Source organism: Streptomyces sp. NPDC002619 (assembly GCF_042889305.1).
Classification (GTDB): domain Bacteria; phylum Actinomycetota; class Actinomycetes; order Streptomycetales; family Streptomycetaceae; genus Streptomyces.
This window is the reverse complement of sequence record NZ_JBIAQV010000006.1, coordinates 102,772-128,670: the sequence shown is the minus strand read 5'-3', so window position 1 is coordinate 128,670 and position 25,899 is coordinate 102,772. Positions and strand designations below refer to the sequence as shown.

At 71.2% G+C, this 25,899-nt stretch carries 23 protein-coding genes; 14 read left to right on the top strand and 9 right to left on the bottom strand.

Translation table 11 applies throughout. From position 1 onward, the window contains the following. Positions 1 to 46: 46 nt before the first annotated feature. The 3 genes from ACFYXB_RS13360 to ACFYXB_RS13350 are packed head-to-tail and all read right to left on the bottom strand — an operon-like array spanning position 47 to position 4,988. A complete protein-coding gene (locus ACFYXB_RS13360; protein WP_389581184.1) occupies positions 47 to 3,556 on the bottom strand; it encodes a 5-oxoprolinase/urea amidolyase family protein in 3,510 nt (1,169 codons plus the stop codon). Beyond that, entirely contained in the window at positions 3,553 to 4,167 is a 615-nt protein-coding gene (locus ACFYXB_RS13355; protein WP_351353197.1) for an urea amidolyase associated protein UAAP2, read from the bottom strand. Before ACFYXB_RS13355 ends, ACFYXB_RS13360 begins: the two co-directional genes overlap by 4 nt. Beyond that, positions 4,164 to 4,988, bottom strand: coding sequence for an urea amidolyase associated protein UAAP1 (locus ACFYXB_RS13350; protein ID WP_389581180.1), 825 nt, complete (start codon positions 4,986 to 4,988; stop codon positions 4,164 to 4,166). The genes ACFYXB_RS13355 and ACFYXB_RS13350 overlap by 4 nt, the downstream gene beginning before the upstream one ends. 165 nt (positions 4,989 to 5,153) lie before the next feature. Between ACFYXB_RS13350 and ACFYXB_RS13345 the strand changes: the two genes are divergently transcribed. The 6 genes from ACFYXB_RS13345 to ACFYXB_RS13320 all read left to right on the top strand — a co-directional run bounded on the left by ACFYXB_RS13345 (position 5,154) and on the right by ACFYXB_RS13320 (position 10,719). Then, positions 5,154 to 5,780, top strand: coding sequence for a helix-turn-helix domain-containing protein (locus ACFYXB_RS13345; RefSeq protein ID WP_351353203.1), 627 nt, complete (start codon positions 5,154 to 5,156; stop codon positions 5,778 to 5,780). A 323-nt stretch (positions 5,781 to 6,103) separates the two neighbouring features. Then, complete coding sequence (locus ACFYXB_RS13340) at positions 6,104 to 7,741, top strand: sensor histidine kinase (protein WP_389581177.1); 1,638 nt, start codon at positions 6,104 to 6,106, stop codon at positions 7,739 to 7,741. Continuing rightward, positions 7,738 to 8,145, top strand: coding sequence for a roadblock/LC7 domain-containing protein (locus ACFYXB_RS13335; RefSeq protein ID WP_351353209.1), 408 nt, complete (start codon positions 7,738 to 7,740; stop codon positions 8,143 to 8,145). The genes ACFYXB_RS13340 and ACFYXB_RS13335 overlap by 4 nt, the downstream gene beginning before the upstream one ends. Next, entirely contained in the window at positions 8,142 to 8,567 is a 426-nt protein-coding gene (locus ACFYXB_RS13330; protein WP_351353212.1) for a DUF742 domain-containing protein, read from the top strand. The genes ACFYXB_RS13335 and ACFYXB_RS13330 overlap by 4 nt, the downstream gene beginning before the upstream one ends. Next, the gene (locus ACFYXB_RS13325; RefSeq protein WP_351353215.1) at positions 8,548 to 9,168 is read left to right on the top strand and encodes an ATP/GTP-binding protein; all 621 of its coding nucleotides are present in this window, start codon (positions 8,548 to 8,550) and stop codon (positions 9,166 to 9,168) included. Before ACFYXB_RS13330 ends, ACFYXB_RS13325 begins: the two co-directional genes overlap by 20 nt. Before the next feature lie 69 nt (positions 9,169 to 9,237). Continuing rightward, complete coding sequence (locus ACFYXB_RS13320; RefSeq protein WP_389581174.1) at positions 9,238 to 10,719, top strand: cytochrome P450; 1,482 nt, start codon at positions 9,238 to 9,240, stop codon at positions 10,717 to 10,719. Here ACFYXB_RS13320 and ACFYXB_RS13315 read toward each other — a convergent pair. Then, a complete protein-coding gene (locus tag ACFYXB_RS13315) occupies positions 10,713 to 11,666 on the bottom strand; it encodes an RluA family pseudouridine synthase (protein WP_389581172.1) in 954 nt (317 codons plus the stop codon). The genes ACFYXB_RS13320 and ACFYXB_RS13315 overlap by 7 nt on opposite strands. A gap of 21 nt (positions 11,667 to 11,687) precedes the next feature. Further along, a complete protein-coding gene (locus tag ACFYXB_RS13310; RefSeq protein ID WP_389581169.1) occupies positions 11,688 to 13,199 on the bottom strand; it encodes an amino acid permease in 1,512 nt (503 codons plus the stop codon). A 210-nt stretch (positions 13,200 to 13,409) separates the two neighbouring features. Between ACFYXB_RS13310 and ACFYXB_RS13305 the strand changes: the two genes are divergently transcribed. The 3 genes from ACFYXB_RS13305 (at position 13,410) to ACFYXB_RS13295 (ending at position 16,006) form a co-directional block, all read left to right on the top strand. Continuing rightward, positions 13,410 to 14,030 carry a PadR family transcriptional regulator gene (locus tag ACFYXB_RS13305; RefSeq protein WP_389581166.1) on the top strand — a complete coding sequence of 207 codons (621 nt, stop codon included), beginning with the start codon at positions 13,410 to 13,412 and terminating at the stop codon, positions 14,028 to 14,030. A 174-nt stretch (positions 14,031 to 14,204) separates the two neighbouring features. Further along, positions 14,205 to 15,230 (top strand): ATP-binding cassette domain-containing protein, encoded by a 1,026-nt coding sequence (locus ACFYXB_RS13300; RefSeq protein WP_389581163.1) that lies wholly within the window; start codon positions 14,205 to 14,207, stop codon positions 15,228 to 15,230. Continuing rightward, positions 15,227 to 16,006, top strand: coding sequence for an ABC transporter permease (locus tag ACFYXB_RS13295; RefSeq protein WP_389581160.1), 780 nt, complete (start codon positions 15,227 to 15,229; stop codon positions 16,004 to 16,006). The genes ACFYXB_RS13300 and ACFYXB_RS13295 overlap by 4 nt, the downstream gene beginning before the upstream one ends. Positions 16,007 to 16,073: 67 nt before the next feature. On the opposite strand, the gene ACFYXB_RS13290 is transcribed toward ACFYXB_RS13295, so the two are convergent. Both ACFYXB_RS13290 and ACFYXB_RS13285 read right to left on the bottom strand, forming a co-directional pair. Further along, on the bottom strand, positions 16,074 to 16,922 hold the full coding sequence (locus ACFYXB_RS13290; protein ID WP_389581158.1) for a siderophore-interacting protein: 849 nt from the start codon (positions 16,920 to 16,922) through the stop codon (positions 16,074 to 16,076). 74 nt (positions 16,923 to 16,996) lie between these two features. Then, positions 16,997 to 17,926, bottom strand: a complete 930-nt coding sequence (locus ACFYXB_RS13285; protein WP_389581522.1) for a 5'-3' exonuclease H3TH domain-containing protein — start codon at positions 17,924 to 17,926, stop codon at positions 16,997 to 16,999. A 160-nt stretch (positions 17,927 to 18,086) separates the two neighbouring features. Here ACFYXB_RS13285 and ACFYXB_RS13280 point away from each other — a divergent pair, with 160 nt between their 5' ends. The 4 genes from ACFYXB_RS13280 (at position 18,087) to ACFYXB_RS13265 (ending at position 23,018) form a co-directional block, all read left to right on the top strand. Next, positions 18,087 to 19,175: a glycine betaine/L-proline ABC transporter ATP-binding protein gene (locus ACFYXB_RS13280; protein WP_389581155.1), complete on the top strand. Its 1,089-nt coding sequence runs from the start codon at positions 18,087 to 18,089 to the stop codon at positions 19,173 to 19,175. After that, positions 19,168 to 20,982 (top strand): ABC transporter permease/substrate binding protein, encoded by a 1,815-nt coding sequence (locus ACFYXB_RS13275; protein WP_389581153.1) that lies wholly within the window; start codon positions 19,168 to 19,170, stop codon positions 20,980 to 20,982. The genes ACFYXB_RS13280 and ACFYXB_RS13275 overlap by 8 nt, the downstream gene beginning before the upstream one ends. Before the next feature lie 610 nt (positions 20,983 to 21,592). Continuing rightward, complete coding sequence (locus ACFYXB_RS13270; RefSeq protein WP_351353241.1) at positions 21,593 to 22,162, top strand: XRE family transcriptional regulator; 570 nt, start codon at positions 21,593 to 21,595, stop codon at positions 22,160 to 22,162. A gap of 136 nt (positions 22,163 to 22,298) precedes the next feature. Further along, positions 22,299 to 23,018 (top strand): helical backbone metal receptor, encoded by a 720-nt coding sequence (locus ACFYXB_RS13265; RefSeq protein ID WP_351353244.1) that lies wholly within the window; start codon positions 22,299 to 22,301, stop codon positions 23,016 to 23,018. Here the strand turns inward: ACFYXB_RS13265 and ACFYXB_RS13260 are convergent. Then, positions 22,930 to 24,087 carry a TDT family transporter gene (locus ACFYXB_RS13260; RefSeq protein WP_389581148.1) on the bottom strand — a complete coding sequence of 386 codons (1,158 nt, stop codon included), beginning with the start codon at positions 24,085 to 24,087 and terminating at the stop codon, positions 22,930 to 22,932. The genes ACFYXB_RS13265 and ACFYXB_RS13260 overlap by 89 nt on opposite strands. Before the next feature lie 70 nt (positions 24,088 to 24,157). Between ACFYXB_RS13260 and ACFYXB_RS13255 the strand changes: the two genes are divergently transcribed. Beyond that, positions 24,158 to 25,099: a LysR family transcriptional regulator gene (locus ACFYXB_RS13255; RefSeq protein ID WP_389581145.1), complete on the top strand. Its 942-nt coding sequence runs from the start codon at positions 24,158 to 24,160 to the stop codon at positions 25,097 to 25,099. 54 nt (positions 25,100 to 25,153) lie between these two features. Here the strand turns inward: ACFYXB_RS13255 and ACFYXB_RS13250 are convergent, their stop codons facing one another. Beyond that, positions 25,154 to 25,852, bottom strand: a complete 699-nt coding sequence (locus tag ACFYXB_RS13250; RefSeq protein ID WP_389581143.1) for a gamma-glutamyl-gamma-aminobutyrate hydrolase family protein — start codon at positions 25,850 to 25,852, stop codon at positions 25,154 to 25,156. Between the last annotated feature and the right edge of the window lie 47 nt (positions 25,853 to 25,899).

Sequence of the window (25,899 nt, the reverse complement as noted above, 5' to 3'; positions counted from 1 at the left end):
CGTGCTCCTCGACTTTCAGTGTGCGCTCGCGACGTGCGCAGCGCTCTCAGGCCGCTGCCGGTGCCAGGACGATCAGGGCCGTGCCCGCCTCGACCTGGTCGCCGGGGCTCGCCAGGATCTGCGTGACCACGCCCGCGACCGGCGCGTGCACCCTGGACTCCATCTTCATCGCCTCCAGCGCGAGCAGGGGCTGGCCGGCCCGCACCTCGTCGCCCGGTGAGACGTTCACCTGCCACACCGAGGCGGCGAACTCGGCCTCGACCAGGTGCCCGCCCTCGGGGACCGTCACCTCGGCCGGTGTCGCCGCGGGCGCCGCCGCCACCTCCGCCCGCGCGAACTCGCCCGCCGCCTCCCAGGCGTCCCGCTCCGCGGCGAACGCCGTCCCCTGCCGGGCCCTGAACTCCGCTATGGACGCGACGTGTTCGGCGAGGAAGGCTTCGTACTCGGCGAGCGAGAAGGTGCCCTCCTCGATGCGGGGCACGAAGCGGCCGGAGATGATGTCGGCGCGCAGGTCGAGGAGTTCGTCCGCCGACACCGGGTACCACCTGATGCGGTCGAAGAAGCGCAGCAGCCAGGGCGCGCCCGGTTCGAAGGCGCCGCGCTGCTGCCATGGCGACCACACCTGGGTGGTACGGCCCACGAACTGGTAGCCGCCGGGGCCCTCCATGCCGTAGATGCAGAGGTACGCCCCGCCGATGCCGACGGAGTTCTCGGCGGTCCAGGTGCGGGCCGGGTTGTACTTGGTGGTGACCAGGCGGTGGCGCGGGTCGAGCGGGGTGGCCACGGGGGCGCCGAGATAGACGTCGCCCAGGCCCAGGACCAGATACTCGGCGTCGAAGACCGTGCGGTGGACGTCCTCCGGCGACTCCAGTCCGTTGATCCGGCGGATGAACTCGATGTTCCACGGGCACCACGGGGCGTCGTCGCGGACGCCGGCCATGTAGCGGGCGATCGCCTCGCGGGTGGCCGGGTCGTCCCAGGACAGGGGGAGGTGGACCGTGCGGGAGGGGACGACCAGGGCGTCGGTGGGTGGGAGGGCTGCCGTGATCTGCTGTACCGCATCCAGGAGTTCGTGCTGGGGGAGCACCCGCGGGTTCGTCTGGATCTGCAGGGAGCGGATGCCCGGCGTGAGGTCCGTGACACCGGCGAGGTCCGCCGCCGTCACCGCCTCCATCAGGGCGTGGACGCGCATGCGCAGGGCCAGGTCCAGTTGCATCGGGCCGAACTCGACGAGCAGGTTGTCGTCGCCGCTGCGGCGGTACGTCACGTCGCCGTCCCGGGCGAGCACACCGCCGTCGACGATCTCCGCGCGCGGCGCGCCCGTCACGTCCACCGGGACGAACCGCACGGTGTCGCCCGGGCGCAACTGGCCGAGTTTCCAGCGCTCGCCGCTCAGCACGGTCGCCGGGCAGACGAAGCCGCCGAGCGAGGGGCCGTCCGGGCCGAGGAGGACCGGCATGTCGCCGGTGTAGTCGACGGCGCCGACCGAGTAGGGGGTGTCGTGGATGTTCGAGGGGTGCAGGCCCGCCTCGCCGCCGTCGGTGCGCGCCCAGCGGGGCTTTGGGCCGACCAGGCGGACTCCGGTGCGCGCCGAGTTGAAGTGGACCTTCCAGTCGGCCGCGTAGAAGTCGCGGATGTCGTCCTCGGTGAAGAACTCCGGTGCGGCGTGAGGGCCTTCGACGGCGCCGATGTGCCAGACGGAGGTGAATCCGGGGGGCGCCGGTACGGGGGTGCCCTCGGTGACCGTCCCGCCGTGCAGGACGTCGCCCGAGCGCAGCGCCCGGCCGCCGTGTCCGCCGAAACGGCCCAGGGTGAAGGTGCTCGCGCTGCCCAGGAACGCCGGCACGTCCAGGCCGCCGCCCGCGAAGAGGACGTACGTCCGCAGGCCGTGCTCGACCGGGGCGCCGAGCGCCAGCACCGAGCCTGCCGGGACGGTCACCGGCTCCCACTGCACGACCGGCGTGCCGTCGACGGTGACGGGGGCCGGGGCGCCGGTCACGCACACGGTCGTGGCGTGGGTGAACCTCAACGACGGTCCCTGGAGCGTGCATTCGAGACCGGGGGCGTCCTCGGGGTTGCCCAGGGCGCGGTTGCCGAGCCGGAAGGACAGGTCGTCCATCGGGCCGCACGGAGGGACCCCGACCTGCCAGTGGCCGGTACGGCCGGGCCAGTCCTGGACCGTGGTGAGCGTGCCGCCGGAGACGACCTCGATGCGCGGGGTCGGGTCGGTGACGTCGGCGAGGGTCGCCGTGGAGTGGGCGGCGGTACGGAACTCGGGCTGGGCCAGGGCTGCGCGGACCAGTCCCAGGTTCGTCTCGATGCCGTCGACGCGGGTGCGGGCCAGCGCCTCGTCCAGGCGGCGCAGCGCGTCGGCCCGGTCGGTGCCGTGGGCGATCACCTTCGCGAGCATCGGGTCGTACGACGTCGTCACCTCGGTGCCGGTCTCCACCCAGCCGTCCACGCGTACCCCCTCCGGGAACTCCACCCGCGTCAACAGCCCGGCGCTTGGCCGGTGTTCGCGTGAGGGGTCCTCGGCGTAGAGGCGGGCCTCGACGGCGTGGCCGCGCGGGTTGCCGGGGTCGCGGACGACGTCCGTCTCACCGCGGGCCAGACGCAGCATCCAGGCGACCAGGTCGACGCCGTGGATCTCCTCGGTGACCGGATGCTCCACCTGGAGACGGGTGTTGACCTCGAGGAAGTAGGCCTCCTCGCGGGTGGCGTCATACACGAACTCGACCGTGCCCGCGGACCGGTAGTCGATCGAGGCGCACAACTCGCGGGCAGACACGGCCAGTTGCTCGCGGATGTGGAAGGGCAGGCCCGGTGCCGGAGCCTCCTCGACCACCTTCTGGTTGCGGCGCTGCAGGGAGCAGTCGCGGTCGCCGAAGGTGACGACCCGGCCCGCGCCGTCGCCGAAGACCTGCACCTCGACATGGCGGGCGTGCTCCACTAGCCGTTCCAGGAACAGCCCGGCCAAGGAGAAGGAGGCGGCGGCCACGCGCTGCACCCGCTCCCAGGCCTCTGTCAGTTCATCGACGGAGTGACATGCCGACATACCGATGCCGCCGCCTCCGCCGGTGGCCTTGAGCATCACCGGGTAGCCGATGCGCGCGGCCGCCGCGCGTGCCTCCTCGACCGAGGACAGCAGCCCGGTGCCCGGCGCCAGCGGCACCCCGGCGGCCTCGGCCGCCGCCCGCGCCGTGTGCTTCGCGCCGAACAGCTCCAGTTGCTCGGGCGTCGGCCCGACGAACACGATCCCGGCGTCCTCGCAGCGCCGCGCGAAGGCCGCGTCCTCGGACAGGAAACCGTAACCGGGGTGGATCGCGCCCGCGGCCGTGTCCTTGGCCGCCTTCAGGACGAGATCGGCGTCGAGGTACGACTCCTTCGCGGGTGCCGGGCCGAGCCGTACCGCCTCGTCCGCGAGCCGTACGTGGGGTGCGGAGCGGTCGGGATCGGAGTAGACGGCGACCGTGCGCAGGCCGAGTGCGCGGGCGGTGCGGATGATCCGGACGGCGATCTCGCCCCGGTTGGCGACGAGCAGCGTGTCGAAGCTCATGCACCCGTCCCGGTGATCGTCATCTCCACCGCCGTCGGCTCGAAGCCGTTGCAGGGGTTGTTGATCTGCGGGCAGTTGGAGACCAGGACGAGGACTTCGCGTTCGGCGCGCAGGGTCAACTTCAGACCAGGCGCGGAGATGCCGTCGACGATGCCGAGGGTGCCGTCCTTCTCGACAGGCACGTTCATGTACCAGTTGATGTTGGAAACGAGGTCGCGTTTGCCCAGGCCCCACTTGGCGCCCTCCGCGAGGAAGTTGTCCACGCAGGCGTGCTGCGACCAGGTGTGATGGCCGTACCGGAGTGTGTTCGACTCCTTGGAGCAGGCACCGCCGACGGTGTCGTGCCGGCCGACCTCGTCCTCGGTCACCGTCATCAGCGGGGTGTGCTCGTTGGACAGCAGCACGCTGCCCGTGGTCAGGAAGATGCCGCCCTGTGCGTGGATGGTGTCGGGGGCGCTGTAGCGGACCGAGGTGTCGTGGGCGTCGTACACGAGAAAGTCGACGGCCTGGTTGCCGTGCAGATCGGTGATGGTGAGCGTGTCGCCCTCGCGGACGACGGACGACCAGGCTGCGCGTGCGGGAACGACGGTCGTGTGCGTGCTCGTGCTCATGCGAGCCCCCTCGCGGCGAGGAATTCGGCGGTGTTCAGGAAGGCGCGGCGGCCCTCGGGCGTGGCCTCCCACAGCGGGTCGCCGGGGGCGGTCGGGGCGGCGCGCCACGCGAGGACCTCCAGCGGGGTGCTGACGTAGGCGGTGCGTGGATCGGCGGGATGTGGCACGTTGGCGACGAGGACAGTCACGTCCTGTTCGGCGCGGAGTGTGACGCTGCCGCCGGGTCCGGCCGAGCCGGTGAAGTCCAGCGAGCCGTCGTCGCGGACCTCGACGCCCTGGAAGAAGGAGAGCGACGGGGGCAGGTCCCTGGGCTCCAGTCCGTTCTTGGCGGCGGCCAGCTTGAACAGCTCGCGGCCGGCGGGGGAGGCGGACTGCGGGGTTCCGTCGCCGTAACGCTCGGTATTGCGGACGAGGGTGGAGGTGCCGCACAGCGCGTCGTGCCGTCCGGAGGTGTCGGCGACCAGGGTCGCGAGCACCCGGCCCTGGTCGGACAGCAGCAGCTGGCCCTCGCCGAGGTAGGCGTTCCACTGCACCTTGACGGTGTCGGCGACGTTCAGACGCTCCCAGGGCCGGTCGGCGGCGTACAGGAGCAGATGGGCGCAGGCGTCGCCGCTGAGGTCGGTCAGGCGCAGTTCGGTGCCGCGGGCCAGGACGCGGTGCGTGTAGTTGCCGCCCGCCACCGACTCCGCCCAGACCAGATGTCCGGCCTCGCAGGGCGGCGCGGGCCACTCCCGTGCCGGTACGACGGGCATCGCCTCCGCGCGCGTGCCCTCCTGGGCCCGTGCATGGGCACGCGCTCCGTACGTGGTCGCTGTCGCCATCCCTGGACCTCCGACGCCGTTCCGCCATTTCCGCCGTGCGACTATTTCTGTCGCGCGACAGAAATTAGGGGCGGGCCGGGTCGGTGCCGTTGCCCCGGCGTTGCCGCCCGGTTACCGAGCCCTCACGGAGATCGCCGTACGACGCCGTGTGCGAGGATCGAACGCATGGGGACGAGCAGTGGCCGCAGGGTCGGCCGGCCGCGGGCCGCGCAGCGGCCCGACAGCGGACTCGAGCCGCGCGCCGAACTGCTCGTCGCCGCCGCGGAGTTGTTCACCACCCGTGGCTACGCCGCCACGACAACCCGGGCCGTCGCCGAGCGTGCCGGGATGCGGCAGGCGTCCATGTACCACTACGTTTCCGGCAAGGAGGAACTGCTCGCCGAGCTGCTGGAGTCCACCGTCACGCCGTCGCTGACCTGCGCCCGTGAGCTCCTCGCGGACGATGCGACCCCGGCCGAGGACCGGCTGTGGGAGCTGTGCCGGACCGACGTCGAGCTGCTGTGCGGGGGGCCGCACAATCTGGGGGGCCTGTATCTGCTGCCCGAGGTGCGCACCGAGCGGTTCGCCGGGTTCCATGCCGTGCGCGCCGAACTGAAGGACGCCTACCGGCAGTTGCTCGCGGCGACGGCGGCGGGCGGGGCGCTCGCCAAGAGCGAGCTGGACGTGCGGACGGATCTGGTCTTCGGGCTGATCGAAGGCGTCATCCTCGTGCACCGCTCCGATCCGCAGCGCCCCGTCTCGGAGTTCGCCCGCTCCACCGCCGACGCGGCGCTGCGCATCGCGGGCACCTGAACCCCACTCCCCGAGCCTGGTCCGTCACCCCGTTCGCCCGTCACGGTGAGTGGTGTTCGCACACCCGTACGCCATCACCCATCGTGTACGAATGATGTCCCAGCGTGCAAATGGGGCCGAGAGTACTCCTGTCCCAGGGCCATTTCAGGTGCTTGCGGAATATGACACGGCGATGTTCCGGTCGGACTAAGCTCGCCCGCAGCGCACCGAGTTGAGATGTATTCATGCGCTTGTTCCCAAACATGCGGAAGATCCCGACAGCTCCATGACTCTTCCCCCCACGAGCACCCCGACACCCAGCCGATACGTCTCAGAGGGCATACATGGTGAGTGTGCAATCGCCTCCCGGTGGCCGTGAACTTCCTTACGCACGCGCGTTGTTGCTGCCGGCCATCGTGATGACCGCCGCGACCGGGGCCGCCGTCGCCCTGGTGACCGGGCCGGCCCGGGCCGCGGTCGTCTGGTGCGGAGCCGTCGCCACGCTGCTGGTGACCGTGACGGCGGCGGAAGCGGTACGACGCGGCCGCCGGCTCCAGGCCGAGCGGGCCGAGCGCGCCCGTCACACCGAGTATCTGGAGCGGCGTATCGCCGCCCACGACGAGGGGATCGTCCGGTTCGCAGCGGAGATCGTGCCGACCGCGTTGTACCGGCTGCGCGGCGGCGAATCGCCCCTCGAGGTGGTTCACGCCGTCATCGACTCCGACCCCGAACTGCGCCACATCCCCGACTCGCAGCGCGACCTGCTGCGCAAGGTCCTGAAGATCATCGACGACGAGGAGTCCATGCGCGACGCCGCGCAGCGCTCCTTCGTCAACATCGCCCAGCGCGTCCAGGCCATCGTCCACCAGCAGGCCAAGGAACTCAGGGAGATGGAGGAGGACCACGGCCGCAACCCCGAGGTCTTCGACGACCTGCTCCGCATCGACCACGGCACCGCGCTGATCGGTCGCCTGGCGGACTCCATCTCCGTCATCGGCGGCGGCCGCCCCGGCCGTCAGTGGCCCAACCCCGTGGCCCTGTACAGCGTGCTGCGCGGTGCCATGTCCCGGATCCTGGAGTACCGGCGCATCGAGCTGGCCTCCATCGCCAAGATCAACATCAAGGGCACCATGGTCGAGCCGGTCATCCACGCCGCGGCCGAGCTCCTCGACAACGCCACCCGGTACTCGCCCCCGCAGACCAAGGTGCACGTCACCGCCACCGAGGTGCAGACCGGCGTCGCCATCGAGATCGAGGACGGCGGCGTCAGCCTCAGCGAGGAGGCCCGCGCCCGGGTCGAGGGCATGCTGGAACGCGCCAAGGCAGGCGTCGACCTGGAGGACCTCGGCGAGAGCCCGCGCCTCGGCCTCGCGGTCGTCGGCCGGCTCTGCTCGACGTACAACATGCAGGTCTCGCTGCGTGCTTCGGCGTACGGCGGCGTCCGGGCCGTCCTCATCGTGCCGAGCAGCATGATGACCACGGAACCCGCTCCCGGACTCGCCCACGGCATCGGCGCCACCGCCGTGCCGAAGGCCGAGCTCGGCGCCCTCGAAGGCCCCAAGCGCCCGCCCAAGAAGCGCCGCCCCACCAGTCCGCGCATCCCGGCCGGGATCTCCATGGAGGACGACGTCCCCGAGGTCACCGAGTGGACGGCGAACGGTCTGCCGCAGCGTCGCAGCAAGATGAAGATCCCGCTCAGCCAGCGGATCGCCGAACAGGCCGCCATCGAGAAGGCCGAGCGCGAGGGCAGGCCGACCATCTGGTCGCAAGCCAAGCCCGAACCCGAGCCCGAGATCGACCCGGAGCGCCAGAAGCTGAAGGACCGTGAACCCGGCCTGTGGGTCGAGGCGTTCTGGGAGGGCCTCAAGGAGGGCAACCCGGCCGCGGACCCCACCGACTTCACGAAGAACCCCACTGCCTACATGCACCTCATCAACGAGCCCGCCGGCACCGAGGCCGACGACGAGGGGGACGCCAAGTGATCCAGCAACGAGCCAACTTCGACTGGATGCTCAAGGAGCTCGCCGACGGCGTCCCGGGCATCGAGATGATCGTGGTGCTCTCCGCCGACGGCCTGCGTATCGCCCGTTACGGCGGCGACCCCGACTCCGCCGACCGCCTCGCCGCGGCCTGCGCCGGAGTGCAGAGCCTGGCGGGCGCAGTGGCCTCCGAACTTCCGGGCAGCGATGGCGAGATGAAATTGGTCGTCATCGAGATCAACGGCGGCTACTTCTACCTCATGGCCGCCGGCGCCAACGCCTATCTCGCAGTCCTCGCCGACGTCGTCTGCGAACCCGGCCGGATGAGCGGCCGGATGCGCGACCTCGTCGTCCGGATCGGCGCCCATCTCACCTCACCGCCGCGGCGGAACGGGCAGACCGTATGACTCCTCCGCAACGCAAACGGCGACACCCCAGTCAGGAACCGCCCGCGCCGCCCCCGCCCCCGAAGGCCGCCGAACCGGCCGGCGAAGAGCAGCGCCGGACCAAGAACCCCGAACGGCTCTACGTCATCACCGGCCCCGACGGTGCCCGCGCGGAACTCGACCTCGTGACCTTGATCGTGGCACGCGCCGACTCACCGCCCTCCGTCACCCCCGAACAGACGACGCTGCTCCGGCTGTGCACCTCCCCCCTGTCGGTGGCCGAACTCTCCGCCTATCTGAGCCTGCCGTTCAGCGCGATGACGGTACTGATCACCGAGCTGATCACGGCCGGACTGGTGCAGGCGCGCGCCCCGATCGTCCGCCAGGCGCTCCCCGACCGTTCCCTCCTCGAAGCGGTGATGCATGGACTTCAAAAGCTCTGACACCATCCCGGGCCCGCGGACCGAGGACCATCTTCCGCAGACGGCGCAGGCCGCGGTGAAGATCGTGATTGTGGGCGGCTTCGGGGTCGGCAAGACGACCATGGTCGGTTCGGTCAGCGAGATCAGGCCGCTGACCACCGAGGAGACCATGACGCAGGCCGGCGTCGGTGTCGACGACAACTACGGCTCCGACTCCAAGACCGCCACCACCGTGGCGATGGACTTCGGCCGTATCAGCATCACGGACAAGCTGGTGCTCTACCTCTTCGGCACCCCCGGCCAGGAGCGCTTCTGGTTCCTGTGGAACGGGCTGTTCGAGGGGGCGCTGGGCGCGGTCGTCCTGGTCGACACCCGGCGCCTGGAGGTCAGCTTCGACGTCATAGGGCGTCTCGAGGAGCGTGGCGTGCCCTTCGCCGTCGCCATCAACTCCTTTCCGGACGCTCCCCGTTACCCCATCGAAGAACTGCGTACGGCGCTCGACCTCGCACCGGACATCCCCATCGTCGAGTGCGACGCACGCCGCCGGTCCTCCAGCCGCGATGTGCTGATGACCCTGATGCGCTTCCTGCACACGCTCGCCATGACCGGCGCGCTCACCTGATCCCGCGCCCCCCTTTTCCTCCTTCGGAATTTCTCCCTTCGGACATACTTCAGTTTCGGAGCGACCACTGTGACGCCTGAACCCCACTCCCCGACCGGTTCGCACGATCCCGCGCTCGCCCCGCCCCCCGGCTGCCCGGCACACGCCGCGGGACCCGGGGGACTGCACCGGCTCTACGGCCCCGACGCGCAGGACCTGGGCGGCCTGTACGAGAGGCTGCGGGAGGAACACGGCCCCGTGGCACCCGTGCTGCTGCACGACGACGTGCCGATGTGGGTGGTCCTGGGGCACACCGAGAACCTGCACATGGTGCGCACCCCCTCGCAGTTCACCAAGGACAGCCGCATCTGGACCCCGCTGCTCGAGGGCATGGTCAAGCCCGACCATCCGCTCATGCCGCACATCGCCTGGCAGCCCATCTGCGCGCACGCCGAGGGCGACGAGCACCAGCGGCTGCGGGCCGCGGTCACCGGCGCCATCTCCACCATCGACCACCGCGGCGTCCGCCGGCACATCGGCCGCTACACCCAGCGCCTGGTCAACGACTTCTGCGAGGCGGGCGAGGCCGATCTAGTCTCCCAGTTCGCCGAGCACCTGCCGATGGCGGTGATGTGCGAGATCCTCGGCATGCCCGAGGAGTACAACGACCGGATCGTGCAGGCCGCGCGCGACATGCTCAAGGGCACCGAGACCGCGATCGCCAGCAACGAGTACATCATGGGCGCTCTGATGCGGCTCACCGCCGGCCGCCGGGCCCGGCCCGAGGAGGACTTCGCCAGCCATCTCATCAACCACCCGGCACGGCTCAGCGACGACGAGATCGGCCAGCACCTCAGGCTCGTGCTCATCGCCGCCTACGAGAGCACCGCGAACCTCCTCGCCAACGCGCTGCGCATGGTCCTCACCGAGCCGGGTTTCCGCGCCCAGCTCAACGGCGGCCAGATGACGGTGCCGGAGGCGGTCGAGCAGTCCCTCTGGAACGAGCCGCCGTTCAGCACCATCTTCGGCTACTTCGCCAAGCAGGACACCGAGTTGGGCGGTCGGCGCATCCGCAAAGGCGACGGACTGCTGTTCGCGCCGGCGCCGGGCAACATCGATCCGCGGGTGCGCCCCGACCTGACCGCCGGCATGCAGGGCAACCGGTCCCATCTGTCCTTCGGCGGCGGTCCGCACGAGTGCCCCGGACAGGACATCGGGCGCGCCATCGCCGACGTCGGCGTCGACGCGCTGCTGATGCGGCTGCCGGACGTGCAACTCGACTGCGATGAAGACGAGTTGGAGTGGCGGGCCTCGATCGCCTCACGCCATCTCGTGGAGCTGCCGGTGCGCTTCGAGCCGAAGCCGCAGCAGGACGTGAACCACAAGCCCAGCCATGCCCCGATCCCGCACCAGCGCGCCACCTGGCAGGTCGGCACCCACCGCCCGCAGCCCGCCGCCCCCGCAGCCGCCGCCCAGGCGCAGCCGGTGGCACCCGAGTCCCCCGCGGCGGCCGAACCGGCCCGCCCGCTGGGCGTCTGGCAGCGCCTGCGCCGCTGGTGGTTCGGTCACTGAGCGCCGGCCCACTCCGGGTACGAGGACCAGGCCTCCAGCTCCCGCCCGCTGCGGAACCTGTGCTCGACCCCCGTGACCGGATCGGTGAACTCCAGCCTCCGCGCCAGCAGTTGGAGCGGACGCCGGAAGTCACCGGCCGGCACGGGGCCGGTGACCTCCGGGTACAGGGGGTCGCCGAGGATCGGCACGCCCAGCGCGTTCAGATGCACCCGCAATTGATGGGTCTGCCCGGTGTACGGGACCAGCTGGTAACGGCCGAGCCCGTCCCGCTCCCGGTGCTCGGCCAGTTCGACCCGGGTCACCGCGTTCGGCTCGCCCTCGACCTCCCGGGCGGCCAGTACCCCACGCTCCTTCACAATCCGGCTGCGCAGGGTCCGGGGCAGGGCGAGCGAGGGATCGTACGGGGCGACGGCCTCGTACTCCTTGCGTACCCGCCGGTCGCTGAACAGCGTCTGGTACGCGCCGCGCTCCTCGGGCCGTACCGTGAACATCACCAGCCCGGCCGTCAGCCGGTCCAGACGGTGCGCGGCGGACAGTGCGGGGAGGTCCAGTTCCCGGCGCAGCCGGGCCAGGGCCGTCTCGGTGATGTGGCCGCCGCGTGGGGTGGTGGCGAGGAAGTGCGGCTTGTCGGCGACGACGAGATGCGCGTCGCGGTACACGACCTCCAGCGGGAAGGGTACCGGCACCTCGGCGGCCCGCTCCCGGTGGAACCACACGAACATCCCCGGCACGTACGGCGCGTCCGGCGCCACCGCCAGCCCGTCGCCCCCGACGATCAGACCCGAGTCGAACATCCCGTCGACCACCCCGGGCCCGGCCCCGGACAACCGCGCCACGAGATGCTCGCGCACGGTCGTCCACGGGCCCTCGGCGGGCAGCCGCACCCGCACCGCGTCCACCCCGTCGCGCTGGGGGAGCGGGGAGGGTGGGAAGTTCCTGCGCCTCATCAGGCCCAGCGTAGGCGCTGACTACGCCGGCACCGCCTCCGGAGCCTCGACCGCGACCGGCGCCGTGCGCGCGAGGCGGGCCCGGTACGCCACCCCGGCCGCGAGCGTCACCGCCAGGAACAGCACGGTGAACCACTGGAAGTACCAGTGCCCGCCCGCCGGGTCGTACACCGCGGCCCGCGGCCAGGCCAGGTCGACCGTCATGAACAGGCCGTACAGGAGGGCGAGCGCGTTGACCGGGACGCCCCAGCGGCCGAGGGAGAAGAGGCGGGCGCCGCTCTCGTCGGTGCCGTCGGTCGTGAACTCGCCGCGCAGCCGCCGGAACAGGAGCGGGCCGGTGACCATGGCGTACGCCAGATACAGCATCACGATGCAGGTGGTGCCGATGGCCAGGAATGCCTCAGGCGAGGCGAAGTTGAGCAGCAGCAGGGCCGCTGCGAGGACGCCGACGACCACCGCCGGGGCACTGGGCATGCCGGTGCGCGGGTTCACTCGGGCCAGGCGAGGGGCGAAGGGAAGGCGGCCGTCGCGGGCCATGGAGAAGAGCATCCGGGAGGCGGCCGTCTGGATCGCGAGCGTCGCGACGGCGATCGCCACCACCACGTCGGCGAGCAGCACCCGGCCCACCCCGTCGCCGAGCCTGCTGGTCAGGACGTAGCTGAGCCCGTCGACCGCCAGGTGCCCGTCGGTCAGGCTGGGCGCGGCGAGCAGTCCGCCGAGGACGACGAGGCCGCCGAGCAGGCCCGCGGCGCCGAGCGCGGTGAGGATGGTGCGCGGCGCCGTACGCCGGGGGCTCAGGGTCTCCTCACTCATCTCGCCCGCGCTGTCGAAGCCGATCATCACGTAGGCCGCCGTGAACGAGCCCACCAGCAGCGCGCCGAACAGCCCACTCTGGGCGGCGGTTCCGGTGTGGAAGGTGATGCCGGGGGAGCGCTTCGAGTGGGTCAGCAGCAGCACGATGATCAGGGCCGCGCCGATGATCTCGGCGGTCACGCCGACTCGGTTGATCACGGACATCACCCGGTTGTCGAGGATGTTCACCAGGGTCGTCAGCACGAGCAGGACGACGCCGAGCACCGCCGCGTTGGCGGCGCCGTCGGCGGAGACGGGGGAGGGGTCGTCGCCGACGAGCTGGAAGCCGGACCAGAGCGCGGGCAGCACCATCTGCAGGGCCAGGGCCGCCGCCGCGACCACCACGATCTGGCCGATCACCATGATCCAGCCGGTGAACCAGCCGAAGGTGGCGTTCGACAGGCGCGAGGACCACTGGTAGATCGCGCCCGAGATCGGATAGCGCCCGGCCAGCTCCGCGAAGCAGGCGGCGACCAGCAACTGCCCGATCAGCACGGCGGGCCAGGCCCAGAAGAAGACGGGTCCGCCGAAGGAGTACCCGAAGGCGAAGAACTGGAAGACGGTCGTCAGTACGGAGATGAAGGAGAACCCGGCGGCGAACGAGGCGTACCGGCCCAGACTGCGATGCAGTTCCTGGCGGTAGCCGAACTCCTCCAGGGAGCGGTCATCGGTGGTCGTCACGAGGGCACCTGCCTTCGGCGCGTGATTCCTGTCGGGTGACAGAAATTAGGGAGGGGCTGTTTCACCCGCGTCACACGGCCGTGTCCGCGCCGGACCCAAGTCCTCACGCTCTTGTCGCAGCCACTCGATCGCGATATGTCGTGCCTGTTGTGCTCACCGCGTGAGTCGCGATATGTTCGTGCACGGATATTCGGAAGCGAGGTGATGGTCATGGCGATACGGCGCCGCAAGCTCAGCAACCCTCTGGCGCTCGCCGTGATGGTGACCCTCTGGCAGAAGCCGATGCATCCGTACGAGATCGCCCAGACCCTGCGCCGTCAGGGCAAGGACACCAGCACGAAGATCAACTACGGCTCCCTCTACACGGTCGTGCAGAGCCTCGAGAAGCACGGCTTCGTCGAGGTCACCGACGTGGAGCGGCAGGGCAACCGCCCCGAGCGCACCGTGTACGGGCTCACCGAGGCCGGCCGTGAGGAGATGACCGAGTGGCTGTCGGACATCGTCGCCGTCCCGGTGAAGGAGTACCCGATCTTCGAGTCCGCCCTGTCGCTGATGGGTGCGCTGCACCCCGACGAGGTGGTGCGGCTCCTCGAGGAGCGGCTCGGTGCCCTGGAGGTGCAGGCGGCCAGCGGGCGCGGAGCGCTGGAGAAGCTGTACGAGACGCTGCCGCGGCTCTTCCTCGTCGAGACCGAGTACCAGTTGCACATGGTCGAGGCTCAGGCGGAGTGGGTCCGCGGCTTCCTGCAGGAGCTCAGGAAGGGCGCGCTCCCCGAGCTTGCCGCATGGCGGAACTTCCATGAAACGGGGGAGCTGCCACCGGAGTTCACCTGACAGGAAATGACCCCGGCGGGCTGTTCCAGCAGCCCTGCCGGGGTCTCCAACCCCGAGTCGGATCCACCCTGAGGGGGCTCCGGGCCATCGAGGTGCGGCACACCCAGGATAGCCCGGCGCTCTTCAGGTGGATCAGCTGTCATTCACCAGCTCGATCCCAGGAGAGCAGTCGTCATGAACACCCGTGCGCCCGCAGTGGAGGCGCGCCAGCTGATCAAGACCTACCCCGGCGACGTCACCGCCCTGAACGGCATGGACGTCACCGTCGAACCGGGCACCGTCTTCGGACTCCTCGGCCCGAACGGGGCCGGAAAGTCCACCACCGTCAAGATCCTCACCACCCTGGCCCGCCCGGACTCGGGCACCGCCACCGTCGCCGGCCACGACGTGCTGCGCCACCCCGACCGGGTGCGCCGCGCGATCGGCGTGGTCGCCCAGAACTCGGGCGCCGACCCCGTCGCCACCGGCCGCGAGAACCTTCGACTGCAGGGCAGGCTCTACGGCCTGCAAGGCGGCGCACTCAGCCGTCGGGTCGACGAACTGCTGGACCGCTTCGCACTCGCCGACGCCGCGAAGCGCCCGGTCAAGGTCTACTCCGGCGGTATGCGGCGCCGCCTCGACGTGGCCCTCGGTCTGGTGCACCGGCCCGAGGTGCTCTTCCTCGACGAGCCGACCACCGGCCTCGACCCCGAGGCCCGTACGGCGATGTGGGACGAGATCGGCCGACTGGCCGGCGACGAGGGCCTGACCATCCTGCTCACCACGCACTATCTGGAGGAGGCCGACCGGCTCGCCGAGCGCATCGCCATCGTCGACCGCGGTCGCGTGGTCGTCACCGGCACCCCGGACTCCCTCAAGGGTGAACTCCGCGGCGACGCCGTCCACCTGGAGCTGCGCGCGCCGCTCGGCGAAGCCGGCCGCACGCTGCTCGACGGCACGCTGACCGGGCTGCCGGGCGTGCACGAAGTGCTCATGGACGGGCGCCGGATCAGCGCCCGCGCCGACGACGGCGCCGCCGCGATGCCCGCGCTGCTCGCCGCACTCGAACGCGCCGGGGTCGGCGTCGCCTCGGCCACCGTCGCCCGCCCCTCGCTCGACGACGTCTACCTCCGCTACGCGGGCCGCCGTTACGCCGAGGCCGAAGCCGAGGCCACCGCCGACAGTGCCGACTCCCTCGCCCTCGCCGGAGGTGCCCGATGAGCAGCAACGCCCCTGCCCAGACCTGGTACATGACGCAACGTCAGCTGCTGGTGTTCGCCCGCCAGCCCGCCTACGCGGTCATCACCCTGATCCAGCCGGTCATCTGGCTGTTCCTGTTCGGCGCCCTGTTCAAGAAGGTCGTCGAGCTCGGCGGTTTCGGCACCACCTCCTACCTCGACTACCTGGTGCCGGGCGTGGTCGTGATGAGCGCGCTGAGCTCCAACATGTGGGCGGGCATGGGCACGTTGGAGGAGATCCAGCGCGGCACCCTCAACCGCTTCCTGACCACCCCGGTCAGCCGGGCCGCGCTGATGAACGGCAACGTCGTCCACAACGGCCTGGTCACCGCACTGCAGTCGGTGATCATCGTGCTGCTCGGCCTCCTCGGCGGCGCCGACTACCCGGGTGGGGTCGTCGGCATCGTGGTCCTGGTCCTCGCCTCGGTGCTGCTCGGCACGGTGTTCGGGGCGCTGTCCAACGCGCTGGGCATGCTGGTGCGCGAACGTGAGTCGATCATCGGCATCAACACCTTCCTGCTGCTGCCGCTCACGTTCCTCTCCAGCGCCTTCATGGCGCCGTCCCAGATGCCAGGCTGGATCCGGCACGTCGCGGACTTCAACCCGCTCGACTGGGCGATGGTCGCGGGCCGTTCGGCGCTGTCCGAGCACCCCGACTGGGGCGCCGTACTCACCCGCGGCGGGGGCCTGCTCGCGCTGGCGGTGGCCGCCGTATGGCTGTCGATCCGCACGTTCCGGACCTACCAGCGGTCGGTGTGACCCGGCGGCCGTGCGCGTGAACGACGAAGCGGCGGCACCCTCGTGGGTGCCGCCGCTTCCCGGCGTCTCACGCGGCAGCGGCCGCGCCGCCCTCCTGCTCCGCCTCGATGCGCGCGTTCCAGTCACGCTTGGAGGCCTGCCAGCCGTCCTCGTTGTGACCGAGCCGCCAGTAGCCGGAGATCGACAGATCCTCGCGCGGGATCGCACGTTCGACCCGCAGCAGATGACGCAGCTCCTTCACGAAGCCCGCCTCGCCGTGCACGAACGCGTGCACCCGGCCCGCCGGGAACTCCAGCGCCCGTACGGCCTCGACCAATGCCGCGCCGACCGGGCGGTCCCCGCGGTGCAGCCAGACGACCGGGACATCGGAGTCGATCTTCTGCTCCTCCTCGGGACCGGACACCTCGACGAAGGCGTGCGCCACGGCGCCCTCGGGCAGCGACTCCAGAGAGCGGGCGATCGCGGGCAGCGCGCTCTCGTCACCGGCGAACAGATGCCAGTCGGCGCTCGCGTCGGGCGCGTAGGCGCCGCCGGGACCCATGAACCGCACGGTGTCGCCCGGTCGGGTCCGCAACGCCCACGGCGCGGCCAGCCCCTCGTCGCCGTGCACCACGAAGTCCAGGGTCATCTCCAGGTGTTCGGCATCCCAGGCACGCACCGTGTACGTCCGGGTCACCGGCCAGTGCTCGGGCGGGAACTCGTCCCGGATCCGCTGGATGTCGAAGGGCTCCGGATACGTCACGCCCTCGGCGCCGAACAGCAGCTTCACATAGTGGTCGGTGCAGGTGTCCGCGCCGAAGCCGGCCAGACCCTCCCCGCCCAGGACCACACGCTGCATATGAGGGGTCAGCCGCTCGGTGCGCACGACCTGGGCGGAATGGGGCTTCCGCGGCTTGCGTGCCGGACGTTCTGCCATGAGGGCCTCCCACGCTCACATCTTAGGTTTACCTAAGTTAGCACCGCTCTCTGTGTGAAGGACAACAACAATGCTTACGCGGTCAGCGTGGTGAGCAGCCGCTGGAGCGAGCCGCCCAGTCCCCAGCGCACCGACAGCGCGTCCAGTCCCGCCGGGTCGCGCGGGGTGTGCGGCAGCTTCGTGTCGACGTCCGGCAGCGGCACGTCGCCCGCGACTCGGACGACCTTCGGCGCCACGGCGAGATACGGTCGGGCCTCGGTCAGGCGCTTGCGCTGGGCCGGCGTGAACTTCGCCCTCGGGTCGTCGACCGCGGCCATGATCCCGGCCAGGTCGCCGAACTCGGCCAGCAGCTTGGCCGCAGTCTTCTCGCCGATGCCGGGCACGCCGGGCAGTCCGTCGCTCGGGTCGCCGCGCAGCAGCGCCAGATCCGCGTACCCGCCGCCGTCGACGCCGTACTTCTCGCGCAGCACCGCCTCGTCGGTGAGCTGCAGCGTGCCGACGCCCTTGAGCGGGTACAGCACCCGCACCCCGCGCGTGTCGTCGACCAGCTGGTACAGGTCGCGGTCGCCGGTGACGATGTCGACCGGGCCGTCGGCGCGTGCGGTGAACGTACCGATCACGTCGTCGGCCTCGTACCCCTCGACGCCGACGCGTGCGATGCCGAGCGCGTCCAGGACGGCCTCGATGACCGGCACCTGCGGGGAGAGCGTGTCCGGCACCTCCTCCTCGTCCGGCCCGCCCTCGTGCTCCTCGGCGACCCGGTGCGCCTTGTACGACGGGATCAGGTCGACCCGCCACTGCGGCCGCCAGTCGGCGTCCATGCACGCCACCAGCAGGTCGGGCCGGTGGTCCTTCACCAGCCGGTCGATGAAGTCGAGCAGCCCGCGCACGGCGTTCACCGGCGAGCCGTCGGGCGCCTTCACGGAGTCCGGCACGCCGAAGTAGGCGCGGAAGTACAGCGAGGCGGTGTCGAGAAGCATCAGTCGTCCGGTCACGCCACGCATCATGCCGCAGGGCACTGACAGACGGCGGCATCTCCCCGGCCGGCGAGATCCCCCAGAGGCTTCGTGAACGCGCTGTGAGGCGGGCCACCTCGGGGTTTGGTCCAACGGGTCCCGGGCAGGCGCGCCAACTGTCCCCATGTAGTCCTGACGAGAGGTACGCGTGTCATCCAGGCTTGAGGCCGAACATCTCTACAAGGTGTTCGGGAGACGACCCGATGAGGCAGTGGAGCGGCTCCGGCAGGGCGCCGGGCGGGAGGAGCTGCGCGGCGACGGCACCACGGCCGCCGTGATCGATGCCTCCTTCACGGTGGAACCCGGCGAGATCTTCGTCGTGATGGGCCTGTCCGGATCCGGCAAGTCCACCCTGCTCCGCATGCTCAACGGCCTGTCCGAGCCCACCGCCGGAAGCGTCCGCTTCGACGGCCAGGACCTGACCGGGCTGAGCGCAGGCGCCCTGCGCGAGCTGCGCTCGAAGAAGATCAGCATGGTCTTCCAGCACTTCGCGCTCTTCCCGCACCGCAGTGTCCGTGACAACGCCGCCTACGGCCTTGCCGTGCAGGGCGTGCCCCGCGCCGAGCGCGAAGCCCGCGCCGACGAGGCGCTCGCCCTGTGCGGTCTGGACGGCTGGGAGGACTCCTGGCCCGACGAGCTGTCCGGCGGTATGCAGCAGCGCGTCGGCCTCGCCCGCGCGCTCGCCACCGACGCCGACCTGCTGCTCATGGACGAGTCGTTCAGTGCGCTCGACCCGCTGATCCGTCGTGACATGCAGGACCAGCTGCTCGAACTGCAGAAGACCCTGAAGAAGACCATCGTGTTCATCACCCACGACCTCAACGAGGCCATGCGCCTGGGCGACCGCATCGCCGTCATGCGCGACGGACGCATCGTCCAGACCGGCACCGCCGAGGACATCCTCGTCCGGCCCGCCGACGACTACGTCGCCTCCTTCACCAAGGACGTCGACCGCTCCCGTGTCCTGACCGCCTCCGCCGTCATGGACACCGGCGTCCGCGGCGACGAGGCCGACTGCCGCTGCGAGATCGCCGCCCCGGACACGGCGTTCGCCGAACTCTGCGCGATCAGCGCCCGGTTGACCCACCCGGTCGCGGTCGTCGACGCCGACGGCGGACTCGTCGGTGTCGTACCCCGGCAGCGCCTCGTCAGGTTCCTCGGCGACGAGGCAGGTGAGCCCGCGCCCTGCGACAGCCCGCGCGACGGCCGGGACGGGAAGGTGACCGCCCGTGCCTAGGATCCATCTCGGCGACTGGGTCGACTCCGGTGTCAACTGGCTGGTCGACCACATGTCCTGGCTCTTCGACGCGATCCGCGCGGTCGTGGAGGGCCTGTACGACGGCATCGACGCCGTCCTCACCGCCCCCGAGCCCCTGCTGCTGGCGGGCATCCTCGCCGTGCTCGCCTGGTGGCTGCGCGGCCTGGTCGCGGGCGTCCTCGCCTTCGCCGGGTTCGCGCTGGTCGACTCGCTCGACCTGTGGGACCGCGCGATGTCGACCCTGGCCCTCGTGCTCGTCGCGACGCTGATCGCGCTGGTGATCTCCGTCCCGCTCGGCATCTGGGCCGCCCGCTCCAAGGCGGTCAGCGCGGCCGTACGGCCCGTCCTGGACCTGCTCCAGACGATGCCGTCGATGGTGCTGCTGATCCCGGCGATCCTCTTCTTCGGCCTCGGCACGGCGGCGGGCGTCATCGCCACGCTGATCTTCGCGCTCGCCCCCGGCGTCCGCATGACCGAGCTGGGCATCCGTCAGGTCGACGCCGAACTCGTCGAAGCCGCCGAGGCGTTCGGCACCACACCCCGCGACATCCTGCTGCGCGTCCAGCTGCCGCTCGCCCTGCCGACCATCATGGCCGGCGTCAACCAGGTCATCATGCTGGGCCTGTCGATGGTCGTCATCGCCGGCATGGTCGGCACCGGCGGCCTCGGCGGCGCCGTCAACGAGGCCATCGGCCAGCTCGACATCGGCTTCGGCTTCGAGGCGGGCGTCGGCATCGTCGTCCTCGCCATCTATCTGGACCGCATGACCGGCGCCCTCGGCACCCAGCTCTCACCGCTGGGCCGCCGCGCCGCCGCCCGGGCCCGTACCGCCCAGGGCGCCAGGCTCTGGCAGCACCGGCCGAACCCGGTCGTCGCGGTCGTCGGTGTGGTCGTCCTCGCCCTGGTCGCCGGCGGCATGGGCATCTTCGGCTCGTCCGCCGGCAGCGCCCAAGCCTCGGCCACGAACATCGGCAAGGGCAAGGAGATCAAGCTCGGCTACATCCCGTGGGACGAGGGCATCGCCTCCACCTTCCTGTGGAAGGAGCTGCTGGAGGAGCGCGGCTTCAAGGTGACGACCTCCCAGTACGCCGCCGGTCCCCTCTACACGGGACTGGCCACCGGCCAGCTCGACTTCGAGACCGACTCCTGGCTGCCCACCACCCACGCCGAGTACTGGAAGAAGTACGGCAAGCAGCTCGACGACGTCGGCAAGTGGTACGGCCCCACCTCCCTGGAGCTCACCGTCCCCTCGTACGTGAAGGACGTGAACTCCCTGGCGGACCTCAAGGACCACGCCGCCGAGTTCGGCGGCAAGATCATCGGCATCGAGCCCAGCGCCGGCATGATGGGCCTGCTCAAGGACAAGGTCGTCAAGGAGTACGGCCTCGAGGGCTCGTACGACGTCGTCGACGGCTCCACCCCGGCCATGCTCGCCGAGCTCAAGCGCGCCTACGCCAAGAAGCAGCCGGTCGTCGTCACGCTCTGGTCGCCGCACTGGGCGTACAGCGACTACGACCTGAAGAAGCTCGAGGACCCGAAGGGCGCCTGGGGTCAGGGCGACGGCGTGCACACCCTCGCCCGCAAGGGCTTCGCCGCCGACAATCCCCAGGTCGGCGCCTGGCTGAAGAACTTCTCGATGACCGAGAAGCAGCTGACCGGCCTGGAGGCGCAGATCCAGAAGTCCGGCAAGGGCAAGGAGCAGGACGCCGTCCGCACCTGGCTGGGGCAGAACCCGGGCCTGGCCGAGAAGTGGGCGCCGGTGGCCGAGAAGCAGGCGGCCGGGTGACCTGACGCGCCCGGTCCCGCCACAGGGCCGGATCCTTGCCTACGGTAAGGATCCGGCCAACCACGAAGCGCTACGTCATGCCCCGCGCCGCCCGCGCTCCCGACCCGCGCCGGCGGCAGCGCCCTGCCCCGGCCACCGGCCCCGCCCTCCTCCCGCCGCACCCCAACTCCCTTCCCGTCAGGCGGAGTTCGCCCTCCCTGGCCAGCGCCTCGACGCAGCCCTCCGGACTCGTGCCCCGGGACGGGAACACGGGAGACCGCTCGCGCATTGAAATGAGTAGGCGCCGTTTCCTGCTGATCGAGCTTCGACGGTGCCGTGACGATGTCGGGAGCGGCCCATGCCTGTGATCCCGCGACCGGCCCGACGGCCGTCCGGCCCCGGTGACCGGCCCTTTTCGCCCCCGAGGAGGAGTCCGCGCCCGGCGCGTGAGGGGAGCCAGCAGACTGGCGCGAACCGTGAGGGTTGCATCGGCCGGACGTGAGATGGATGTGACGCCCGCATGAAACGGTTTGCCGAACATGCGTAGGGTGCAGAGAACTCATCAGAAGATGTGCACCCGACACCGGGCACCCGGTCGGCAGAGCGACGAGCGAAGGAGGGAGCCGGAGCGATGGGCGACCACAAAGAACAACAGCCTGTGCGCGTGGGCGCGGCCGTCCGGCGGCGACGCCGTGCGCTGGAGCTCACTCTCGCCGTCGTGGCCCAGCGCAGTGGACTGTCGGTTCCCTTCCTGAGCCAGATCGAGAACGACCGGGCACGCCCCAGCAGAAGCTCCCTGGAGAAGGTCGCCGACGCCCTGCGCACCACGGCCGTCGAACTCCTCGCCGCCGCCGACCCCGCGTGCAGCGTCGATGTCGTCCGCGCCGAGTCCGCCGAGCAGGACTTCGCACCCCGGGTGCGTTCCCTGGTGCGCGGTCATCACCAGTTGCACGCCTCGGAGTTCACCGGCGACCACGACGCGGGCCGCGAATTCCAGCACCGCAACGACGAGTTGATGTACGTCGCCGACGGCGCCGTGGAGATAGAGGCCGAGGGCCGCGCCTACCGTCTCGGCCGGGGCGACACCCTCTACCTCACGGGCGGGGTCCGCCACCGCTGGCGGGCGACAGTTCCCGACACCCGCGTGATCGTCGTGGCGGTGGCCGAACACATCGAGGCGGTCCAGGACCGGGCTCGCTGAGAGTTCGGCAGGAAGGTGCGTGATGGGCCGTCGCTGGTCTGCGGGTCCTCTGCGGCTGGTCGCGCCCACGCGGCGGAGCCGCACATCGACACAGTCCCGCGCCCCTTCGGGGCGCTGCCCAGGCCGGAGCCGATCAGTGCGAGTCGTTTCCCTGGTTCCCTCCCTCACCGAGGCCGTCGCCGTCACGCTGCCCGGGGTTCTCGTCGGTGCCACCGACTGGTGCAGCCATCCGGCCGACGTCGAGGTCACCCGCGTCCGTGGCACCAAGAACCCCGACCTCGACCGCATCCTCACCCTCGCCCCCGACCTGGTGATCGCCAACGAGGAGGAGAACCGCGCCCCCGACCTCGACGCCCTGCGCGCGGCGGGCCTGGAGGTGCTGGTCACCGAGGTGCGCGAGGTCCCGCAGGCCTTCGCGGAACTGGCCCGGGTACTGACCGCGTGTGGCGCGTCCGCACGCCCCCGCTGGCTGGACGAGGCCGAGGCGACCTGGACGTCGCTCCCGCAGCCCGCGCACCGTGCCACGGCGGTCGTGCCGATCTGGCGGCGCCCCTGGATGGTCCTGGGCCGCGACACCTTCGCGGGCGACGTCCTGTCCCGCCTCGGTGTGGACAACCTCCACGCCACCCACGCGGACCGCTACCCCAAGGTCCCGCTGGACGACCTGCGCGCGGCGGCCCCCGACGTGGTCGTCCTCCCGGACGAGCCCTACCGCTTCACCCGCGACGACGGCCCGGAAGCCTTCCCCGGCCTGCCCTGCGCGCTGGTCAGCGGACGGCATCTGACCTGGTACGGCCCGTCCCTGACCGAGGCGCCGCGGGTACTGGGCGAGGCTCTGCGGGCAGCTCGCCGCTGACCAGCCCGCGCACCGTGCCGACGGCTGCCGCGCCCCACGCGGCGACGAGAAGGGCGTACAGGCCGATCGCGAGCCATCCGTACACGGCGAGCCCCGTGTGCCGGGCCAGCGCGGCCGCGCCGGTGACGCAGGTGCCCACCGGGAAGGTGAACGCCCACCAGGTCATCGAGAACCGCATGCCCTCCCGCAGGGCCCGCACCACATGCGCCGAGGCGAGCCCCAGCCACAACAGCGCGAAACCCATGACGGGCACCCCGTAGAGCACGGCGAGCAGGCCGAAGCCCTGGTCGTACGGGGCGGGTACGACCCCGGGCGCGACGTCCGCGAAGTTCCCGACGGCGGTGGTGGACTGCCCGAGCGGCCCCAGGACCAGGAACAGCGTCGGCGTGAGCGCCAGCGGCAGCGGTCCCCTGGTGATCAGCCGGGCGAAGACGAGGGGCAGCATCAGCAGCGTGGCGAGCAGACTCACCCCGAACAGCGCTAAGCACGCCAGCAGCAGGGTCTCGCGGGGCTGCCCCGCCGGCAGATGCGGCACGAGCAGCGGTCCGAGCGCGGCGGACACCATCGGCGCGACGAGCGGCAGCAGCCATACGGGCGTAGCCTGCCCCGGCTCCACCCGATGCCGTACGGCCATCAGGTACGGCACGGCGACGGCGGACGCGAGCCCGACGGCCGTACCGGCGACGAACAGTACGGAGTCGACCGCGACGGCCGCCCCCGTGCCGATCCAGACCCGCCCGACGGTCAGGGCGCCGCCGCCGACGGCGAGCAGCGCCATGGCCAGGCAGCCGTAGAACGGGGCCATGCCCGGGTCGAGGAGATGAGCCACGGCCTGATCGCGATGACGAACCCAGTGCCGGACCCGCGAGCCCATGAGCATCAGGAGGCCCCCGGCAGACAAGGCCCACACAACCGCACACACGGGAACGGGAACACGACTCCCGGCGGGCAGCGCGGCACCGGCCGACCCGACGATGGCGGTGCCCATGACGGAGGCGTACCAGTTGGGGCCGAGATGACGCACACGGGAGGCGCGGGGGAAGGGCAAGGACTGGACAACGGTGACCATGCGGTCACGGTCCCGCGAACCGATCGGCTCGACCAGGGGGTTTGCCTCTATGGAGACATAAACTGGTCTTATGAGCAGGGTGGAGGAACCGAAGCAGCCGGACGATCGACGTGGCCCCGGCGGCACCCTGGCCCACCGGGTGCCGGACCTGGGCGCGCTGGAACTGCTGCTGGCCGTGGCACGGCTGGGCAGCCTGGGTGCGGCGGCGCGGGAACTGGGCATCACGCAGCCCGCGGCCAGCAGCCGCATCCGCTCCATGGAACGCCAGTTGGGCCTGGCCCTGGTCGACCGCTCACCCCGCGGCTCCCGGCTCACCGACACCGGCGCCCTGGTGACCGACTGGGCGCGGCGGGTGGTGGAGGCGGCGGAGTCCTTCGACGCGGGCGCACAGGCACTACGGCACCGACGCGACTCCCGGCTGCGCGTGGCGGCGAGCATGACGATCGCCGAGTACCTCCTCCCCGGCTGGCTCCTGGCCCTGCGTGCGGAACGCCCCGACACGGCGGTCTCCCTGCACGCCGGGAACTCGGCGGCGGTGGCGCAACGCCTGCTGGCCGACGAGGCGGACCTCGGCTTCGTGGAGGGGCTCACGGTGCCGACCGGCCTCGACTCCGTGGTCATCGCCCACGACCACCTGATCGTCGTGACGGCCCCAGGCCACCCCTGGAGCCGCCGCCGACGCCCCCTGGAATCCTCCGAGTTGGCCGCGACGCCCCTGATTCTGCGCGAGAAGGGCTCCGGCACCCGCCAGGTCCTGGACACCGCGCTCGGCGGCCTGGCCCGCCCGCTGATCGAGCTCTCCTCCACTACGGCGGTGAAGGCGGCGGCGGTCAGCGGTGCGGGGCCCGCGGTGCTCAGCGAACTGGCCGTGCGCGAGGAACTCGCGCTGCGGCGACTGGTGACCGTGCCGGTCGAGGACGTCACCCTCGCCCGCGACCTGCGCGCGATCTGGCCGACCGGGCACCGGCCGGTGGGGCCGGCGAGGGAGCTGCTGTCGCTGACTCGGGGTTAGCTCAGGCTTGCCGTTGGTCCATACACGGGGTTGCGGCGGGGCGCCGGCCCCGGCTCAGGAAGTGGCCGGCCCGGCCGCCTTCACGAGCGCCCGCATCACCCGCACGTCCTCCCCCATCTCCGGATGCCACTGCACGCCCAGCACCCACGGCGCACCGAGCGGCAGCTCCACCGCCTCCACGGTCCCGTCCGCCGCGTGCGCCGACGCCACGAGCCCCTCACCGAGCCGGTCGACGGCCTGGTGATGGAACGTGGGTACGGAGGTCTCCTCCGGTACGACTGCGGCGTACCGCGACCCCGGCACCGGCTTGACCGGGTGTCGGCCGAACTGCCCGATCACCCCGGCGTGCCCGTCGATGTGCTGGAGCAGCGTGCCGCCGAGAGCGACGTTCAGCAGCTGCATGCCCCGGCAGATGCCCAGCAGCGGCAGTCCCGCCGCCAACGCCGCCTCGACGAGCGCCAGTTCCCACGCGTCCCGCGCCCGCGCGGGGGGTCCCGTTCGGGCGTCGCGCTCCGCGCCGTACCGGACCGGCTCGATGTCCGGTCCACCCGCGATCACCAGCCCGTCGAGCCGGGCCACCGCCGCAGCCGCGTGCTCGGGTGCGTCCGGCGGCAGCATCGCGGCGAGCCCCCCCGCCCGCTGTACGAGCCGTGGATAACCGGCCGGCAGCAACGCCGCCTCCAGCTCCCACGCGCCCCACCGCGCCCCGGACTCCAGATACGTACTGACACCGATCAGCGGCCTGCTCGTCATATGACCGTCCTCCCGTCAATGGCCTCAACGCATACCTTTGCTCAGGG